Below are 19,185 nucleotides of genomic sequence, written 5' to 3'. Positions count from 1 at the left end.
CAAACAAGCAGAGGATTCGCCGGAGCCCTTACATCGGAATCCGCTTGTCTTTCCCGTTCTTGCGGGTGAAGGGCAGATGCAGGCCGAACGTTTTCTGCGGTTTTTTCTGGATGCCGTCCTGGCCGAACTTCAAGGCCGCGTTGATCTCGCCGCCGAGAATGATGATGATGGAGCTCAGGTACAGCCAGGTAAGAAGGACGATGACCCCGCCCAGGCTGCCGTATGTTTTGCTGTAGTTGCCGAACTGGTTGACGTAGATCGAGAACAGAAGCGAGGTTGCGATCCATCCGATCGTCGCGAAGATTGCGCCCGGCAGAACTTCGCGGAAGCAGAGCCGGCGGTTGGGCGTAATCCAGTACAGCAGGGTGAACACCATGATCATCGCGGCGAACGGGACGAGGTAGCTGACGATATTCCAGATCGGTTCGAACCCGCTCGGATAGTCGAGCAGCTGGAACAGGTATTCGCCGATCGTCTTTCCGAAGACGAGCATGAGCATGACGAGAATGATGACGACGGCGAGCACGACGGTGGCGATGATCGAGATGCCCCGGACTTTCCAGAAGGGGCGGTCCTCCTCTTCGTCGTAGGCTTTGTTGAGCCCTTTGATGACGGCATTGATGCCGTTCGAAGCCGCCCAGATGGTCGCGATCATCCCGATCGAGAGCAAAGCTCCGTTGCGGTTGCCCGACACTTCATGGATGATGTCCCGGACGGTATTGCTCCCGTCCTCCGGCATGAGCCGCAGCAATTGTTCGATTACATCGTCTCCGGACATGTCAATGAAGCTGACGATGCTGACGATGAAGATCAAGAAAGGGAAGAAGGCCAGCAGCAGATAATAAGTAAGCTGGGCGCCCATCGCAGGCACTTCGTCATCCTGGAAGCGGCTGATCATATTCTTGACGAAGTCCTTTAGATTGAATCTCTGTTTCATCGGCATAACAGGCCCCTCCGTTTTCGGTCTGTAAAATAGATACGGCACAAGCCTGCGTTCTATGTCCGCCGGGCCGACGTCCTTTGCCTGGACAAGAGCCGGCGGCGCTTGGCCTGCGCATTTGCATGTCTTTACCCCGGCAAGGGCAAGCAAAAACGATGGAACGGCACATTTCGATGCGCGGCCGTTCCGCCAATCTTTCATTGCTTTTAACCGCTAAAGGATTCTATAATGGACAAAATGAAGAGCGGGCGCGAATACGGAGTGGTTCTATGTCGGAGAAAATAGAAAAAATGGTGGAAGCCGCGAGGCTGTATTATCAAATGGACTACAGCCAGCAGGATATCGCGCGTTTGCTCGGCGTATCCCGGCCGACGGTATCGAGGTTCCTGCAGCAGGCCAAGACGGAGGGCATCGTCCAGATCACGATTCACGATCCGCAGGAGAACCATGACCGGATCTGCCGGCGGCTCGAGGAGCAATTCGGGCTGAGCCGGGTCATTGTCGTCTCGACCCCGTCCCATGACGATGCCGTAGTGAAGAAATATATCGGCGAAGCAGCCGCGGCCCATCTCTACGAGATCGTCAAGGCCGGGGACACGATCGCCGTGACATGGGGAACGACGCTGTACGAGGTCGCCCAGCGGCTGCCCATGAAGAGCGTCAAGGATGTCCGCGTCGTCCAGCTGAACGGCGGGCTCAGTTATTCCGAGACGAATACATACGCATCCGAGATCGTGCATTTATTCGGCGGGGCATTCAATACGCCTCCGCATCTGCTGCCGCTTCCGGCCATAGTCGACGAGCCTGTCGTCCGCCGGGCGATTGAAGCGGACCGTCATATATCCAAGATTCTGGAGATCGGCAGGGAGGCCAACATCGCCGTGTTCACCGTGGGCGTGCCGACCGTCGATTCCGTGCTGGTCCAAGCCCAGTACTTGCGGCCGGAGGAGCTGGAGACCGTGCATCGGGCAGGCAAGGGGGATATTTGCTCCCGATTCATCGACATCGACGGGGACATCTGCGACGAGGAGCTGGATGCGCGCACGATCGGCATCCGCCTCGAAGAGCTCCGATCCAAGGAGCATTCCATTCTCGTTGCGGGAGGCGTCAAAAAAGTCGAGGCGATGTATGCGGCTATGCGGGGGGGATATCCGAACACGGTGGTGACGGATTCCTTTACCGCCAGGCAGCTGCTCGAAATAATCGGCTGAGGCCGCCTCTATTCCGGTCCGGAGGCAGGCGGAATTCCGTCAGGCTGCATCACGTCTTTCCGAAACGGAAGATTCCGGTGCAGTTTTTTCGGTTTTTTGCTATTTGAGCGAAGTCAAAATCGCCCCGGCCGCAATCAGGACGACTCCGACACCGTTCCAGAGCGTGAGCTTCTCTCCGAGAAACAGAACGGCGATGACGATCGCGAGCACGACGCTCAGCTTGTCGACGGGACCGACCTGCGCGACTTTGCCGACCTTCAAGGCGAGGAAGTAGAACAGCCAGGATACAGCGCCGGCCGTTCCGCTGAGGGCGATGAAGCCGAGCGAGCGCTTGTGGGCGACGATCTCGGCCATCTGGCCGAATTTGCCCTGCACAGCGACGACAGCCAGCAGGAACAGGGCCATGATGACTGCGCGCAAGGCCGTGGCGCTGTTCGCGTCCATATCTTGGAGTCCGATCTTGCCGAATATGGAGACAAGGGCGGCTGCTGCCGCGGAGAGCAGGGCGAGCGGTAGCCAGAGCATGGTCGTGCACCTCCAGGGTTGCCGATTTGGCCGGCATATATCTCTAGTGTGCGTGGGGAAGGATAAACCATGCGCGGCGCAAAGAAAAAAGCCCCTTCACGAGGAAGGGGCTTGTGTCGGATCATGAAAATGGCGTCCCGGAAGGGATTCGAACCCCCGACCGTGCGCTTAGAAGGCGCATGCTCTATCCGACTGAGCTACCGGGACAACTGGGAAGCCGGACAGCTGATGCTGCGGACCTCGAAAAATGATACTTCCTGATACTACAGGAATAACTTGCATAAATCAAGCTTTTTGCGAACTGTTTTTTCAACCGGTTTCACAGAGGCGTCCAGCGGCCTTCCGAAGGCTTGCAGCAGGCCTGAAGTTCTCCTTTTGAGGATGGCATGTTATAATTGACGCGTAATTTGGTGAATAATTGGCGTCATAGACAACAAGGCGGTGGTACCATTACGACTTCCAACGATTTTCCCCGCGAGGAGAAAGAACATAATGTCTATCTGCTGCCCGGGACGCTCGATCACTATCAGGAGCAGCTGACGCGGATGCTCGAAGCCGAGCAGTACGGAGAGGCCAAGAGGCTGCTCCAGTTTCTGCTGCAGACGCGCGGCGAGCAGCGCAACTACGAGGAATGGGAAAATCTTCTGGCCTGGCTGGAAGCGGCCTTTCCCGATACGGGGGACAGGGAGGAGGAGGATCCCGACGAGGATGAGCTTCGCCAGGCCGCGCTGTCGGGCGGGGAACAGGATGAATCGTACGTGCAGCAGGTTCTTTATATCATGAAGAACCACCCGATGCTCGACCAGCAGCTGCTCGCGCTCGAGAGGGCGGCGCACTTGCGAAGCCCCGAGGTCGACGACTCGATTCTCGGCTGGCTGGAGGAAGAGAAGCTTCATCCCGTCGTCCAGTACAAGGCTCTGCAGTGCTTGAAGCGCAGGGGCGTGGCCGGTACCGTCCGGCTGGAGCGTCTCGGCGAGCGGGTCGAGCTGGAGATCGAGCGCACCCCGCTCGCTCTGGAAGACTACCCCGTCCCGGTGAGGCGCATCGTGGAGAGGGTGGAGGGCGTCGCCGAGACGGCGGATCCGACGCTTCCGCATTTTGCCCGCGAGCTGTGGAAGGAATGCCTGCAGTACCTTTACGGCAGCTCGGCTTACGAGCGCATGCTGAGCGAGGAAGAAGCCGTGGTCGACAGCCATGCGGCGGCGCTTCACCTCACCCTTCTGCTGGCTGTGTACGGGTCGGCGGATGAAGACGAGATCAGGCATACATACGGCATTACCGGAGAGCTCCGATTCCGTTACGAGCAGGCTTGCCGCTCCCTGCGCCAAATAACGGATTTGCAGGAAGGATACGGCGAACGCTGACTTCTCTTGTAATCGATGGGCGGATTCATTATAATGGAGTGGTTTATTACACGTGTATATTCGGCGCAAGGCGCCTATTTTTTGGAGGGGACAGCATAAATGGCAGCTACTTGGGAGAAAATAGAAACGAACGTCGTCTCGATCGACGTTGAAGTCGGAGCGGAGCAAGTCAAGGACGCGCTCGACCAGGCATTCAAGAAAGTCGTAGGCCGCGTGAACGTTCCGGGCTTCCGCAAAGGCAAAGTACCGCGGGGCATGTTCGAATCCCGCTTCGGCGTGGAGAGCCTCTACCAGGACGCGATCGACATCCTGCTTCCGACGGCATATGAGGATGCCCTCAAGGAAACGGGCGTAGAGCCGGTTGACCGTCCGGAGATCGACATCGAGCAGTTCGCCAAGGGCGAATCCTTCAAGTTCAAGGCAAAAGTGACTGTCAAGCCTGAAGTGAAGCTTGGCGATTACAAAGGCGTCGAAGTTGCGGCGGCTGATGCCGAAGTAACCGAAGAAGAGCTGAGCGCGGAGCTGGATCGCCTCCAGCAGCGCCATGCCGAGCTGGTTGTCGTTGAAGAAGGCGCTTCCGAGAACGGCGACGTTACCGTCATCGATTTCGAAGGCTTCGTCGACGGGGAAGCTTTCGAAGGCGGACAAGCCGAGCGTTACACGCTTGAGCTGGGCTCCAACTCCTTCATTCCGGGCTTTGAGGAGCAAGTCGTCGGCATGGCGACGGGAGACTTCAAGGACGTTGAAGTGACTTTCCCTGAGGAATACCATGCAGAGAACCTGGCCGGCAAGCCTGCCGTATTCAAGGTCAAGCTGCACGAAATCAAGCGCAAGAACCTGCCAGCCCTGGACGACGAGTTCGCCAAGGATGTGAGCGAGTTCGATACGCTTGACGAGTTCAAGCAGGATCTGGCCTCCAAGCTCAAGGAGCGCAAGCAGCAAGAGAGCGAGCAAGCCCGCGAGAACGCTCTCGTCGACAAGGTTGCCGAGGCTGCCGAAGTTGAAATTCCGGAAGCGATGATCAACAGCGAAGTGGACTTCCTGCTCCGCGACTTCGAGAACCGCATTCGCCAGCAAGGCCTCAACATGGACCTGTACTACCAGTTCTCCGGCCAGGATGAAGCCGCTCTGCGCGAGCAGATGCGCGCCGATGCCCAGAAGCGCGTCCTGAACAACCTTGTTCTGGATGCCATCGCGAAGCAAGAGAACATCGAGATCTCCGAGGACGAAGTCGGCGAAGAGCTCGAGAACCTGTCCAAAATGCACAACCGTCCGGCAGCCGAGCTGCGCGAGATCTTCGAGCGCAACGGCAACCTCGACAACATGAAGGAAGACCTGAAGCTTCGCAAGACGATCAAGTTCCTTCTTGACAACAGCAAAGTCGCAACCGAAGTCGCTTAATATTCCTGCGGCAGAGGATGCATCCTGTAAGGCACGTCATTCGCACGTGCCTTATTTTTACCACATAAGCTTTAGGGTTGACCGCCTCGGCATGGATTGCGCTGCCGAAGGAATGGGGGAGTTCCCCCATACATAAGATTCATCACAGCCGGAACTTTCGCGTTCCCCGGCCCTGCCTGCAAAAATGACAGGGGATGTCCGAACGTGATAAAATGGTCGTGTATCTGAATTCCACAATGGAAAGTAGGTTGGTCGCATGAATTTGGTCCCTATCGTAGTCGAACAGACAAACCGCGGTGAACGGTCTTACGATATCTATTCCCGTCTCCTCAAGGACAGGATTATCTTTCTTGGCAGCGCCATCGACGATGACGTCGCCAATTCCATCATCGCCCAGCTGCTCTTCCTTGCGGCTGACGATCCGGAGAAGGATATCCACCTGTACATCAACTCGCCCGGCGGTTCGGTCACGGCCGGCATGGGTATTTATGATACAATGCAATTCATCAAGCCGGACGTATCCACAATCTGCGTAGGCATGGCCGCCAGCATGGGGTCCCTGCTGCTGACCGCAGGAGCCAAGGGCAAGCGCTTCTCGCTTCCCAACAGCGAGGTCATGATCCATCAGCCGCTGGGCGGCGTTCGAGGCCAGGCCTCGGACATCAAGATCCATGCGGATTGGATTCTCAAGACCAAGCAGAAGCTGAACCAGATCTATGTCGACCGCACAGGACAGCCTTACGAGAAAATCGACCGCGACACCGACCGCGACAACTTCATGAGCGCGGACGAAGCTCAGGCATACGGTCTGATCGACAAGGTTATTACCGTTCCGGAAGCCGCAGTTCTGTAACATCTTCCTCCAAGGGGTGATCAAGTGTTTAAATTCAACGAAGAAAAGGGCCAGCTCAAATGCTCGTTCTGCGGCAAGTCCCAGGATCAAGTACGCAAGCTGGTAGCCGGTCCCGGCGTTTATATATGCGATGAATGCATCGAGCTGTGCACCGAGATCGTCGAAGAAGAGCTCGGCCACGAAGAAGAGCTCGATCTGAAGGATATTCCGAAGCCGAAGGATATCCGCGCCATTCTGGACTCCTACGTCATCGGCCAGGAAGCAGCGAAGAAATCGCTGTCCGTAGCGGTATACAACCACTACAAGCGCGTCAATTCGCAGAACAAGCTGGAAGACGTGGAGCTGCAGAAGAGCAACATCATGCTCGTCGGCCCTACAGGCTCCGGCAAGACGCTCCTGGCGCAGACGATGGCCAAGATTCTCAACGTTCCGTTCGCCATTGCCGACGCGACTTCCCTCACGGAAGCCGGCTATGTAGGCGAGGATGTCGAGAACATCCTTCTCAAGCTTATTCAAGCCGCCGATTACGACGTCGAGAAGGCCGAGCGCGGCATCATCTACATCGACGAAATCGATAAAGTGGCCCGCAAGTCCGAGAATCCATCCATTACCCGCGACGTGTCCGGCGAAGGCGTGCAGCAGGCGCTGCTCAAAATCCTCGAAGGCACCGTAGCATCCGTTCCTCCACAGGGCGGACGCAAGCATCCGCATCAGGAATTCATCCAGATCGACACGACGAATATCCTGTTCATCTGCGGCGGCGCGTTCGACGGCCTGGAGCAGATCATCAAGCGCCGCATCGGCAAGAAAGTGATCGGCTTCAGCACCGGCGCGGACGGCACCAAAGACATGAAAGCCGGGGAATACCTTTCCCTCGTGCTGCCGGAAGACCTGCTGAAATTCGGCTTGATTCCGGAGTTCGTCGGCCGGCTTCCGGTCATCTCGACTTTGGAGCCGCTTGACGAGCCGGCTCTCGTGCGCATCCTGTCCGAACCGAAGAACGCTCTCGTGAAGCAGTACCAGAAGCTTCTGGAGATGGACAATGTGAAGCTCGAGTTCGATGCAGGCGCCCTGGACGCCATCGCGAAGGAAGCGATCAAGCGCAACACTGGCGCGCGCGGCCTCCGCGCCATCATCGAAGGCATCATGCTGGAGATCATGTACGAAGCTCCTTCACGCGAGGAGATGAGCACCTGCGTCATTACGGAGAAGGTTGTCCAAGACCGGGTCATTCCGGAGCTGACCGCCAAAAAAGGCAAGAAAAAAGAAGAAAGCGCCTGAGTTGAAGGGACGCAGCATCCTTCGATGACGGGCTTCAAGCCTTGACTCTCGTCATCGTTCCACCCTGCCGGACCTTTTTTCAGCGGTCCTCGCAGGGTGGACTTTGGCGTTTCATAGGGAGAGATCATAATGTATTCTCGCAAAGACACCGTGCCCGTCCGAGTAGGGGATCTGACGATCGGGGGCAGCAACGAAGTCATCATCCAGAGCATGTGCACGACCAAGACTGCGGATGTGGAAGCGACGGTAGCGGAGATTCTCCGTCTGGAGGAAGCCGGCTGCCAGATCGTCCGGGTTACGGTCAACAACAAGGAAGCGGCGGAAGCGATCAAGGAGATCAAGAGCCGCATCCATATTCCGCTCGTCGCTGATATTCACTTCGATTATCGGCTTGCCTTGCTGGCGATCGAGAACGGGGTGGACAAGGTCCGCATCAATCCCGGCAACATCGGCCGCCGCGAGAAAGTCGAAGCGGTCGTCAAAGCCTGCAAGGACAAAGGCATTCCGATTCGGATCGGTGTCAACGCAGGCTCCCTGGAAAACCATCTGCTGGAGAAGTACGGCTATCCGACTCCCGAAGCGATGGTAGAGAGCGCGCTCTTCCATATCGGCATTCTGGAAGAACTCGATTTCCATGACATCATCGTGTCGCTCAAGGCATCCGACGTGCCGATGGCGATCGCGGCCTACAGCATGGCGGCCGAGAAGATCAAGTATCCGCTCCATCTGGGCATTACCGAAGCGGGCACGCTCCATTCCGGCACGATCAAGAGCTCGGCCGGCATCGGCGCCCTGCTCGCGCTCGGCATCGGCAACACCGTGCGCATCTCGCTTAGCGCGGACCCGGTCGAAGAGGTCAAGGTCGCGCGCGAGCTGCTGAAGACATTCGGACTGATCACCAATGCGGCGACGCTCATCTCCTGTCCGACTTGCGGCAGGCTCGATATCGACTTGTTCTCCATCGCCAATGAAGTGGAGGAGTACATCTCCAAGATCAAGGTTCCGATCAAGGTGTCGGTCCTCGGCTGCGCCGTCAACGGTCCCGGCGAAGCCCGCGAAGCCGATATCGGCATCGCCGGCGCACGCGGGGAAGGCATGTTGTTCCGGTATGGAGAGATGATCCGCAAAGTTCCCGAGCAGGAGCTGCTCTCGGAGCTCAAGAAGGAAATCGACGAAATCGTCCGCGTGTTCGAGGCGACGGGAGAAATTCCGGGACGCAAGGAGCATCTGCCTGCGTAAGCTGCACGTAAAGACGGTCATGACCGGCCAGCCCTAGCGCTGCCGGTCTTTTTCATGACCAGATCCAAGAGAGAAGGGTTTATTTTGAGCAAGCTTTCGAAGAGACAGACTGTCCTTTATCTGGCTTTTCTCATTCTCGTATGGGGCATCAACTGGCCGCTGTCCAAGGCGGCTCTTCAATTCAGTCCCCCTCTGCTGTTCGCAGGACTGAGGACGCTGCTGGGGGGACTGATCCTGTGCGCCGTCGCGGCTCCCAGGTGGAGACAGCTGCGGCTGAAGTCGAACTGGATCTATTATGCGGCAGCCGGCGTGCTTAATATTACGCTGTACTACGGGCTTCAGACGGTCGGTCTCCAATACATGCCGGCCGGCATTTTCTCCGCGATCGTATTCCTGCAGCCGGTCCTTCTGGGAATCGCAGCCTGGCTATGGCTGGGTGAAGGCATGCATGGGGCCAAGCTGGCCGGCCTGCTGGTCGGCTTCGCCGGCGTGGCCGTCATCAGCATCGGCAGCCTCGGCTCCGGATTATCGCTTGAAGGCGTGCTGCTGGCGCTCGCCTCGGCGCTGAGCTGGTGCATCGGAACGGTCTACATGAAGCGGGTCGGAGGCAGGGTGGATATCGTATGGATGACCGCCATGCAGCTTCTGATCGGCAGCGTCCTTCTGTTCGCTTCCGGCGCAGCCGCATCGGAATCGTACGCCGCTATCCGCTGGACGGGGACTTTCTGGCTTGAGCTCGCCTTCATCTCTGTATTTGTCATCGCGCTCGGGTGGCTGGCTTTCTTCACGCTGGTCGGTTCGGGGCAGGCGAGCACAGTCGGGGTATACACGTTCCTCATTCCGGTCGTGGCCCTGATCGTCAGCGTGCTGTTCATGGGAGAGCGGGTGACGGTGCGGCTCGTCGCGGGGCTTGCGCTTGTGCTGGCGAGCATCGTGCTCGTGAACCGGAGGCCGGGGCCTAAAAAAGAAAAGACGGAACCGAAGCCGGCGGCGTCTTAGCCGTATCGGAGCGCATGCTGGCGGGCATGCGCTTTTTGGCGTTTTGCAAGAGCGTAGCTGTCCGGCATGCTCCTCGAAGCTGTGTCAGATAAGTGCTTCCTGTCACTGTCCGTTGCTCCTTGAAGCTGTGTCAGATAAGTGCTTCGTGTCACTGTCCGTTGCTCCTTGAAGCTGTGTTTGGTATTTGCATCGAAGCACAATCCGGCATGCTCCTCGAAGCTGTGTCAGATAAGTGCTTCGTAGCACTGTCCGTTGCTCCTTGAAGCTGCGCCTGTTGTCGGATCGAATCTAATTCGGGAAGCCGGATTTAAACCTGGCGCCGCAGGCAATACTATCCGGTATGGGTCTTTTATTCCGGAAACGCTTGAGAGGAGCGGGTAAGCATGACGTTAAGCTTGTTTTTGATGCTGGTCCAGGTATTTTTCGCTGTCGTAATCGGGGTCTACTTTTGGAATATGCTGCGCAGCCAGCGCACGAACCGGTCCGCAGTGGACAAGGAATCGCGCAAGGAAATGGATAAGCTCCGGAAGCTTCGCTCCATCTCGCTGACGAAGCCGCTCGCGGAGAAGACGCGTCCGCAGACGATGCAGGACATCGTCGGGCAGCGCGACGGCCTTCGCGCGATGAAGGCGGCGCTCTGCAGCGCCAATCCGCAGCATGTCATCGTCTACGGTCCTCCAGGAGTCGGCAAGACGGCCGCAGCCCGGGTCGTGCTGGAGGAAGCGAAGAAAAATCCGACTTCCCCGTTTCTGGCGGAAGCGAAGTTCACGGAGATCGACGCCACGACGGCCCGCTTCGACGAGCGCGGAATCGCCGATCCTCTGATCGGCTCCGTGCATGATCCGATCTACCAGGGAGCCGGAGCGATGGGCGTGGCCGGGATTCCGCAGCCGAAGCCGGGCGCTGTGACGAAGGCGCATGGAGGCATGCTGTTCATCGACGAAATCGGTGAATTGCATCCCATCCAGATGAATAAACTGTTAAAGGTTCTTGAAGACCGCAAGGTTTATCTCGAGAGCGCCTACTACCACTCCGAGGACCCGAACATTCCGATGTATATCCATGACATTTTCCAAAACGGCTTGCCGGCCGACTTCCGCCTTGTCGGAGCGACGACCCGATCTCCGCAGGATTTGCCGCCGGCGCTCCGTTCCCGCTGCATGGAGATTTACTTCCGGCCGCTGCTGCCGGAGGAGATCGGAGAGATCGCCGACAACGCGGTGAAGAAAATAGGCTTCGCGCCTTGCCCGGAAGCGGTGGATGTGGTGAAGCGCTACGCGACCAACGGCCGCGAGGCCGTCAATATCATCCAGCTTGCCGCCGGCCTTGCCCTGTCGGAGAAACGGGAAGGCATCAGCGCCGCCGATATCGAGTGGGTCGTGAACAGCAGCCAGATCCCTCCGCGTCCGGACCGCAAGATTCCGGCTGCGCCGCAGGTCGGCTTCGTCAACGGCCTTGCCGTATACGGCCCCAATATGGGCACGCTGCTGGAAATCGAAGTGAGCGCGATCCCGGCCGCTTCCGGCAAAGGCGCCTTCACCATTACGGGTGTCGTCGACGAAGAAGAGCTTGGAGGCGGACAGCGGACGCTCCGGCGCAAGAGCATGGCCAAAGGCTCCGTGGAAAATGTCATCACCATGCTTCGCCGCATTGGCATGAGGCCGCATGACTTCGACCTCCATATCAACTTCCCGGGCGGAACGCCGATCGACGGACCGTCGGCGGGAATCGCCATGGCGACCGCGATCACATCCGCCATACGCGGCATACCGGTGGACCACCGGATCGCGATGACCGGGGAAGTAGGGATCCACGGCAACGTCAAGCCCGTCGGCGGCGTGCTTGCCAAGGTGGAGGCCGCCTTCCAGGCCGGTGCCGACACGGTCTATATTCCGAAGGACAACTGGCAAGAAATTTTCGCGGGCTTGAACGGTCTGCGGGTGATCCCGGTCGATCGGGTGGAGGAAGTGTTCCAGACGGTCTTCCCGCAAGGATTCATGGCGGAGGAAGCCTTGGAGGACATTTCCGAGCCGGCTCCGATCAGCGATTTGTTCCTGACGCCGCAAGTACCCTATTTGCAGGCGGATTCTCGGGAATGATACAATAGGGGGACTATCTAAATGGGAGGTGTTGGCATGGGACCTGCCAAAGGAAGAAGCCGCAGGCTGCCGCTGCTCCCGCTTCGGGGGCTGCTTGTATACCCTAGTATGGTGCTTCATCTGGATGTGGGAAGGGAGAAATCGGTCAAGGCGCTTGACCGGGCCATGCTCGACGATCATATGATCCTCCTCTGCTCGCAATCGGAAGTGAATATTGAAGAGCCGACCGAAGAGGATATTTACCGAATCGGCACCATTGCCCGGGTGCGTCAGATGCTGAAGCTGCCTAACGGCACGATCCGGGTGCTGGTCGAAGGCGTTACGAGGGCGGAAATCCAGGATTACGTCGCCCGCGAGGAGTTTTACGAGGTATCGATTCGGGAGCTTCCGGAAGAGGAATCGACCGATCCGGAGATCGACGCTCTCATGCGCACGGTGCTGAACCAGTTCGAGCATTACATCACGCTGTCCAAGAAAGTCACTCCCGAAACGCATGCCGCCGTGTCGGATATCGACGAGCCCGGCCGGCTGGCCGATGTCATAACGAGCCATCTGTCGCTCAAGATCAAGGACAAACAGGAGATTCTCGAGACCGTCGACGTCCGCGCCCGGCTGGAGAAGCTGCTGGATTTCCTGAACAATGAGCGCGAGGTGCTGGAGCTGGAGCGCAAGATCAGCCAGCGCGTGAAGAAGCAGATGGAGAAGACGCAGAAAGAATATTATCTTCGCGAGCAGATGAAGGCGATCCAAAAGGAGCTCGGAGACCGCGAGGGCCGAGCGGGAGAAGTCGAGGAGCTGCGCTCCCAGCTGGAAGCCGCCGAGCTTCCCGAGAAGGTCATCGAGAAGGTCGAGAAGGAAATCGACCGTCTGGAGAAGATGCCGGCGTCCTCAGCCGAGGGCGGCGTCATCCGCAACTATATCGATTGGCTCTTATCGCTGCCTTGGGGCAAAGCGACCGAGGACGACCTTGATCTCGCCAAAGCGGAGGAAGTGCTGGACGAGGACCATTACGGGCTCGAGAAGCCGAAGGAGCGGGTTCTCGAATATTTGGCGGTCCAGAAGCTCGTCCAAAAGTTGAAGGGACCGATCCTTTGCCTTGTCGGACCTCCCGGAGTCGGCAAAACTTCGCTTGCGCGCTCCATCGCCAAGTCGCTCGGAAGGGAGTTTGTCCGCATTTCTCTCGGCGGCGTCCGGGATGAGGCGGAGATCCGCGGCCATAGGCGCACGTATGTCGGCGCGATGCCGGGACGGATCATCCAAGGAATGAAGAATGCCGGGTCGATGAATCCGGTATTCCTGCTCGACGAAATCGACAAGATGGCTTCGGATTTCCGGGGCGACCCGGCTTCCGCTCTGCTGGAGGTGCTGGATCCGGAGCAGAACGGGACGTTCAGCGACCACTTCGTCGAGGTGCCGTTCGATCTCAGCTCGGTCATGTTCGTGACGACGGCCAATGCGCTGCACAACATTCCGCGGCCGCTGCTGGACCGGATGGAAGTGCTCAATATCCCCGGGTACACGGAGCTTGAGAAGAGCCAGATCGCGCGCCGCTACCTCATTCCGAAGCAGAAGAGGGAGCATGGCTTGAAGGAGGAGCAGCTGGAGATCGAGCCCGAGGCGCTCCTGCAGCTGATCCGCGGGTACACGCGGGAATCCGGCGTCCGCAATCTCGAGCAGCAGATCGCGGCGATTTCCCGCAAGGCGGCCAAAAGGCTCGTGTCCCAGACGGAAGGGGAAGCGATCCGGGTCGACGAGGCCGTCATCAAGGAATGGCTGGGGCCAGCCAAGTTCCGCTACGGCATGGCCGAAGCGGAAGACCAGGTCGGCGCCGTCACCGGGCTTGCATGGACCGAGGTCGGCGGCGATACGCTCGTCATCGAGGTGACGGTGCTGCCGGGGACGGGGAAGCTTACGCTCACCGGCAAGCTCGGCGATGTGATGAAGGAATCGGCGCAAGCCGCCTTCAGCTACACCCGCTCCCGCGCGGATGAGCTCGGCATCGATCCGCAGTTCCATGAAAAGAACGATATCCACATCCATATTCCCGAAGGCGCGATTCCAAAGGACGGACCTTCGGCAGGCATCACGATGGCGACTGCACTGATATCGGCTCTTACCGGCCGAAAGGTGGATAAGAAGGTCGCCATGACCGGCGAGATCACGCTCCGGGGCCGTGTGCTGCCGATCGGCGGACTCAAGGAAAAATCGCTTGCCGCCCATCGGGCCGGCATCCGCAAGGTGCTGCTGCCGTTCGACAACGAGCGCGACCTGCGGGATATCCCGGACAGCGTGCGCGATGATATGGAATTCGTTCCTGTCGCGCATATGGATGAAGTCGTCCGCCATGCGCTGCTGCCGGCAGAGGACGGAACAAGCGGCGAGCAGGCCGCCGCAGAAGAGAAAGCAGGGACTCCGATTTTATGAAGATTACGAATGCAGAATTTATCATCAGTGCGGTTCAGCCGCATCAATATCCTATCGACGCCTTGCCGGAGATTGCTCTGGCAGGGCGTTCGAATGTCGGAAAATCTTCTCTGATCAACAAGCTCATCATGCGCAAGAATCTGGCTCGGACAAGCTCCCAGCCGGGCAAGACGCAGCAGCTGAACTATTACAAGGTCAACGAGGCTGTCTACTTCGTCGATTTTCCCGGATACGGCTATGCCAAGGTATCCAAGACCGAACGCGAAGCCTGGGGCAAAATGATCGAGCGCTATTTGCAGGGCCGCGAGGAGCTGAAGCTCGTGCTGCTCGTCGTCGATATCCGCCATGCGCCAAGCAAGGACGACGTGCTCATGTTCGACTGGCTCAAGCATTATGACATTCCTTTCTGCATCGTCTGCACGAAGGCGGACAAGATTCCCAAGAGCCAATGGGACAAGCAGATCAAGCTGGTCAAGCAGACGCTCGGCGCAAGCGCGGGCGACCAGGTCGTTTTGTTCTCCTCCGAAAAGGGTAATGGAAGAGACGAATTATGGAGCGTAATCGCGTCCGCGGCAGGATATGAGGGAGAAGTTCTTCAAGGAACGTCGGAATCGTAAGCATTTTGCATCTTTCTTGATGCCAATCACGGTTCCTTCCGGATAATTCTGAAATTCGGCGGATAATCGCGGCCGGCCGGCAGGAATCGTTTGAGCCGATGCCGTATAATGGTTGTAGGTCTTTTATTTGCCCGAGGATGCGGAAAAAGCGTTCGAAGCCGGAAAAGTGATAACGGTCGCCTTTGAAGACGGATTTCCCTCCTTAGAAATCTAATCAAGGAAATCTGGGTTCAACAGCGATTGAAGGCTCGGACGGTTTTGGAGCGAATGCAAGCGGGCAGTGAACATTGCAACCATAGCTTCAAAGAACAAAGAATTGAGGAGATTTTTATGGCTCAGCGGATAGCCACCGAGTACGTTCAAGCCAAACTGCGACTGACACGCGATGAGATGACCCGATTCCTCCGTTTTTTTGACGAGCAGCAAGTACGCCTTGGTGTCAAGGTGCTCGATAACGGCAGCCAAGAGGCGGTTCTCGAAGACTGTGCAGGGAGGGAAGAAGTCCGCTTTTTATTCCAGCAGGATGAAGATCGCTTTGTATGCGAGTGGTCCTGCCGCATCACCAACGTCGCGCTGACCAATGCGCTTCGCAAGGCGGTCTCGGCCTTCAAGGGCGACGCCGTCGTCAAACGCATCTACAGCCATTATACGATGTCCTATCAGTATGTAGCAGGCGCCGTGCATCAGATCGCCGAGCAGACCGCCAAGGGCAGCCGCATCGTGTACCAGTTCAAGGACACGCTGGGCGAGCTTGAGCGGGCTTTCCGCCTCCAATCGGTGGAGGGGGAGATCCAGTGGATCCAGCAGGCCGTCAACGAGCTGCTCGATCGCCGCATCGATGCTGCAAGCGCAGCCGAGAAGCTGGACATAGACCGCAGCCTCAAGTTTTATTCCGACCGGCTTTTCGCTCTCGAGGCCTGATTCCGACCGCTTTTTCCGATGCCGCCTCCGGGCGGCTTTTTTCATGTCTCCGCCTTTTGCAGGCCTGCTTTGGACATGCAGCTGGAGAAGGGCTGTCCGCGTGCAGGAAAACGGCGTATTTTCAACAGAAAAAAAGGTTGCATTTCCTATAGATAGATGGTATTTTTAATTTCGTTGAAAAAAACCCAATATAGGAACCAGGATTCACTCAGGACATGGATATGTTGCGAGAGAGAGTTATCCCTCGGGAAGTGAATGACGTAGGTCCTAGCGGATGAAATTTTTAATCATTTTATTCCTAGGAAGGGGGAGCCGGAAGATGGAATATTCGACTTTCGGAAGACATGTTGCTGTTGATGCTTGGGGAGTAGACTTCGAACTCATTAACAACGCAGAGTTTCTGCAAGCCCACATGGTAGAGGCTGCTGAAGCATGCGGAGCATCTGTGCTCTCGGTACAGGCAAAACAATTTGAGCCCCAAGGCGCAACCGTACTGGTGCTCTTATCGGAAAGCCATCTCTCGATTCACACGTATCCAGAAAGAGGCTTTGCTGCTCTTGACTGCTACACCTGCGGTGAGACCGTGGACCCACAGCTGGCGATCGATTACATGCTGGCCGTGCTGAAACCTAAAGCCGCTCACGCGAAGAAGCTGATTCGCGGAATGGGCGAGCTGCAAGTTGTAGAACCGGAAATGAAACAAATCGAGCTGGTTTAAAACCCAGCCTGCTGTACAAATAACCATGGGAGGCTCCATGGTTATTTTTTTTAAGCCTGGAATAGAGAAGGGGCTGCGGGCCTAAACTAGACAATGGATGAAATGGATTGTCCTTGTCGGAATGGGCTTCTTGCCCGGCGCAGCGAAGGCAGGGCGGACTAGCCCGCGGAAGCCGGCTCCTTTTGCTGTCGTCAAGACATTTCCTTCCTTTTGGCGAGCCGGTCAAAAAAACGTCATAACTTGAGTCTTCCCTCCCAAAAAACTATGTTATAATAATTCTAAATTAGTTGCTCGGACAAGGCAGCTCAGATACGAAAAATAAGGCGGTGATGTCACTTGCATATTATTGTGGTCGGGCTTAACTATCGTACGGCTCCCGTCGAAATCAGGGAGAATTTCGCAATCGCGGACAGCGATCTGCCCCGTGCCGTGGAAGCCCTCAAGGCGACCCCAAGCATACTGGAATGTGTCATCGTCGCGACCTGCAACCGGACGGAGCTGTATGCGGTCGTTGACCAGCATCATCTGTGCGGCCACCATATCCGTACGTTCATGGAGCAGTGGTTCCGCCTCCCACGGCAGGAATTCACCAGCCATCTTTATATGCATGAGGACGATCGGGCTATCGAGCATCTGTTCCGGGTGGCTAGCGGCTTGGATTCCATGGTCATTGGGGAGACGCAGATCCTTGGCCAAGTGCGGAATGCCTTCCTGCTCGCTCAGCAGCGGCGCGCGACAGGCACGATCTTCAACATGCTCTTCAAGCAAGCCGTAACTCTGGCCAAGAGCGCCCATACCGAGACATCGATCGGAGAATCAGCGGTATCGGTCAGCTATGCGGCCGTCGAGCTCGGCAAGCGGATTTTCGGCCAGTTCAACCGCAAGACGGTCATGATCATCGGAGCCGGCAAGATGAGCGAGCTTACGGCCAAGCACTTGTATGCGAACGGGGCCGATCGGGTGCTCGTCGTCAACCGGACGTTCGAGCGCGCGGCCGAGCTCGCGGAGAAATTCAGCGGCATTCCCTGCTCCATGGAAGAAGCGGAGCGGAGGCTGCATGAGGCCGATATCATCATCAGCTCGACCGGAGCCCAGGGCTATGTGCTCAGCCGCGAGCAAGTGGCGGCCGCCATGCAGCGCAGGAGAGCCCGTCCGCTGTTCATGATCGACATCGCGGTTCCCCGCGACCTGGATCCCGCGATCGCTTCCGTCGAGAATGTATTCCTGTACGACATCGACGATCTGGAAGGCATCGTGGAGTCGAACATGGAGCATCGCCGCCAGGAGGCGGAGAAGATCGGAGTCATGATCGCTGCCGGATTGCAGGAATTCCATCAGTGGTACCGCACGCTCGGCGTCGTGCCGCTGATCCGCTCCCTGCAGGAAAAGGCCGAGGATATTCATAGCCAGACGATGGACAGCCTCTCCAAGAAGCTGCCCGGACTGGACGAGCAGCAGCTGAAGGTCATCCACAAGCTGACCAAGAGCATGCTGAACCAGATGGTGCAAAATCCGATTCACAGCATTAAGGAGCTTGCGGGCGATAAGAAAGCGGATGAGGCGATGGAGCTGTTCGCCAAGCTGTTTGCCCTGGAGGACGGCGCGCCGTCCAAGACCGTCAAGAGCCAAGCGGCGAGGACAACGGATACGTCCCGTCAAGGCTCGGAAGAAGCCAAGCCGTCCAAGGGCGCCTTTGCAGCGGTCATGCGCTAGGCTGCCAGGATTATCGCCCTCATCTCCAAGGTCAGGAGGGCGCCATGGTCACCATTTACGACACGATTTTGTATTTATACGCCCTGAGCCTTCTGTTCTACTTCTCCGATTTCGTCGACGCGAATCGGAGAGCGAAGCGGATGGGCGCAGGGCTGCTTGTGTTCGTATGGGTTCTGCAGACTGGATACGTGCTGTACCGGATCTGGTCCCATCTGGACATGACGCTGTTTTCCAGATTCGAATACTGGCTTGCCGTTTCATGGCTCCTGCTTACGACATCGCTCGTCATCAGCCGCTTTTTCCGAATCGAGTTCATCGTGTTTCTCGTCAACATCATCGGTTTCGGCGTGCTGGCGCTCAACTTGTTCAGCGGGCCTTCCCGCGGAATCCCGCTTCCGGACTGGAAGCTGGCCAATGAGCTGCTCATTTTACATATCAGCCTCGTGCTTTGCTCCTTCGCGGCGCTGGCGATTTCGAGCGTGTTCTCGGGCATGTACCTGTTTCTGCACGGAAGGCTCAAGTCGCGGAAATGGAATCGGACGACGGCGCGGCTCCCGAGTCTGGAGCAAGCCGATCGGTTCGCCTATCGTCTCGTCATGATCGGCGTTCCGCTGCTCGCCCTTTCTTTGTCGGTCGCGGTTGCTCTCGTCATCGTCGAGAACAGGTTCCAATATTTGCTCGATTGGAAAGTCATCACCTCATTCGCGGTCCTCATTTTGTACAGCTTCTATTTGATCCAGAAAAAGATTCTGCGCAAAACCGCGCTGGAGACGGCGCGCTGGAACGTGTTTTGCTTTGCTTTTCTCGTGCTGAACACGATGATCAGCCCGGCATCGGATTTTCACCGCTGAGATCAAGGCGGCTTGAAGGAGGAGATGGC

General features: G+C 57.4%; 16 protein-coding genes and 1 tRNA gene. 14 read left to right on the top strand and 3 right to left on the bottom strand.

Annotated elements, in window-relative coordinates:
• Positions 1-28: 28 nt before the first annotated feature.
• Positions 29-943, bottom strand: coding sequence for a YihY/virulence factor BrkB family protein (locus tag ACLBWT_RS17930; protein WP_447664496.1), 915 nt, complete (start codon positions 941-943; stop codon positions 29-31).
• Positions 944-1,209: 266 nt separating this feature from the next.
• Between ACLBWT_RS17930 and ACLBWT_RS17925 the strand changes: the two genes are divergently transcribed.
• On the top strand, positions 1,210-2,151 hold the full coding sequence (locus tag ACLBWT_RS17925; RefSeq protein ID WP_447664495.1) for a sugar-binding transcriptional regulator: 942 nt from the start codon (positions 1,210-1,212) through the stop codon (positions 2,149-2,151).
• 99 nt (positions 2,152-2,250) lie between these two features.
• Here ACLBWT_RS17925 and ACLBWT_RS17920 read toward each other — a convergent pair whose 3' ends face one another.
• Positions 2,251-2,676 (bottom strand): EamA family transporter, encoded by a 426-nt coding sequence (locus ACLBWT_RS17920; protein WP_447664494.1) that lies wholly within the window; start codon positions 2,674-2,676, stop codon positions 2,251-2,253.
• Between the two features lie 130 nt (positions 2,677-2,806).
• Positions 2,807-2,883: transfer RNA gene (locus ACLBWT_RS17915), tRNA-Arg, on the bottom strand.
• A 188-nt stretch (positions 2,884-3,071) separates the two neighbouring features.
• On the opposite strand from ACLBWT_RS17915, the gene ACLBWT_RS17910 reads away from it, so the two are divergent.
• From ACLBWT_RS17910 to ccsA, 13 genes are all read left to right on the top strand, one after another.
• The gene (locus tag ACLBWT_RS17910; protein WP_447664493.1) at positions 3,072-4,040 is read left to right on the top strand and encodes a hypothetical protein; all 969 of its coding nucleotides are present in this window, start codon (positions 3,072-3,074) and stop codon (positions 4,038-4,040) included.
• Positions 4,041-4,139: 99 nt separating this feature from the next.
• Positions 4,140-5,441, top strand: a complete 1,302-nt coding sequence (gene tig / locus ACLBWT_RS17905) for a trigger factor (RefSeq protein ID WP_447664492.1) — start codon at positions 4,140-4,142, stop codon at positions 5,439-5,441.
• 256 nt (positions 5,442-5,697) lie between these two features.
• A complete protein-coding gene (gene clpP, locus ACLBWT_RS17900; protein ID WP_447664491.1) occupies positions 5,698-6,294 on the top strand; it encodes an ATP-dependent Clp endopeptidase proteolytic subunit ClpP in 597 nt (198 codons plus the stop codon).
• 24 nt (positions 6,295-6,318) lie between these two features.
• Positions 6,319-7,575, top strand: coding sequence for an ATP-dependent protease ATP-binding subunit ClpX (clpX, locus tag ACLBWT_RS17895; RefSeq protein ID WP_076354234.1), 1,257 nt, complete (start codon positions 6,319-6,321; stop codon positions 7,573-7,575).
• A gap of 129 nt (positions 7,576-7,704) precedes the next feature.
• Positions 7,705-8,814, top strand: coding sequence for a flavodoxin-dependent (E)-4-hydroxy-3-methylbut-2-enyl-diphosphate synthase (gene ispG / locus ACLBWT_RS17890; RefSeq protein ID WP_076354261.1), 1,110 nt, complete (start codon positions 7,705-7,707; stop codon positions 8,812-8,814).
• 84 nt (positions 8,815-8,898) lie between these two features.
• Complete coding sequence (locus ACLBWT_RS17885; RefSeq protein ID WP_447664490.1) at positions 8,899-9,813, top strand: DMT family transporter; 915 nt, start codon at positions 8,899-8,901, stop codon at positions 9,811-9,813.
• 383 nt (positions 9,814-10,196) lie between these two features.
• Positions 10,197-11,912, top strand: coding sequence for an ATP-dependent protease LonB (gene lonB, locus ACLBWT_RS17880; protein ID WP_447664489.1), 1,716 nt, complete (start codon positions 10,197-10,199; stop codon positions 11,910-11,912).
• A 36-nt stretch (positions 11,913-11,948) separates the two neighbouring features.
• Positions 11,949-14,336 (top strand): endopeptidase La, encoded by a 2,388-nt coding sequence (gene lon / locus ACLBWT_RS17875; protein ID WP_447664488.1) that lies wholly within the window; start codon positions 11,949-11,951, stop codon positions 14,334-14,336.
• Entirely contained in the window at positions 14,333-14,953 is a 621-nt protein-coding gene (gene yihA, locus ACLBWT_RS17870) for a ribosome biogenesis GTP-binding protein YihA/YsxC (protein WP_447664487.1), read from the top strand. Before lon ends, yihA begins: the two co-directional genes overlap by 4 nt.
• Positions 14,954-15,283: 330 nt before the next feature.
• Entirely contained in the window at positions 15,284-15,874 is a 591-nt protein-coding gene (locus ACLBWT_RS17865) for a non-ribosomal peptide synthetase module (protein WP_447664486.1), read from the top strand.
• A 319-nt stretch (positions 15,875-16,193) separates the two neighbouring features.
• Positions 16,194-16,592, top strand: coding sequence for an adenosylmethionine decarboxylase (speD, locus tag ACLBWT_RS17860; RefSeq protein WP_447664485.1), 399 nt, complete (start codon positions 16,194-16,196; stop codon positions 16,590-16,592).
• Between the two features lie 336 nt (positions 16,593-16,928).
• The gene (gene hemA, locus ACLBWT_RS17855) at positions 16,929-18,305 is read left to right on the top strand and encodes a glutamyl-tRNA reductase (RefSeq protein ID WP_447664484.1); all 1,377 of its coding nucleotides are present in this window, start codon (positions 16,929-16,931) and stop codon (positions 18,303-18,305) included.
• A 44-nt stretch (positions 18,306-18,349) separates the two neighbouring features.
• Positions 18,350-19,156, top strand: a complete 807-nt coding sequence (ccsA, locus tag ACLBWT_RS17850) for a cytochrome c biogenesis protein CcsA (RefSeq protein WP_447664483.1) — start codon at positions 18,350-18,352, stop codon at positions 19,154-19,156.
• Positions 19,157-19,185 lie beyond the last annotated feature (29 nt).

The sequence above is a fragment of the Paenibacillus sp. D51F genome (assembly GCF_053345695.1).
The sequence above is the reverse complement of the archived record's forward strand: the minus strand, read 5'-3'. Positions and strand labels throughout refer to the sequence as shown.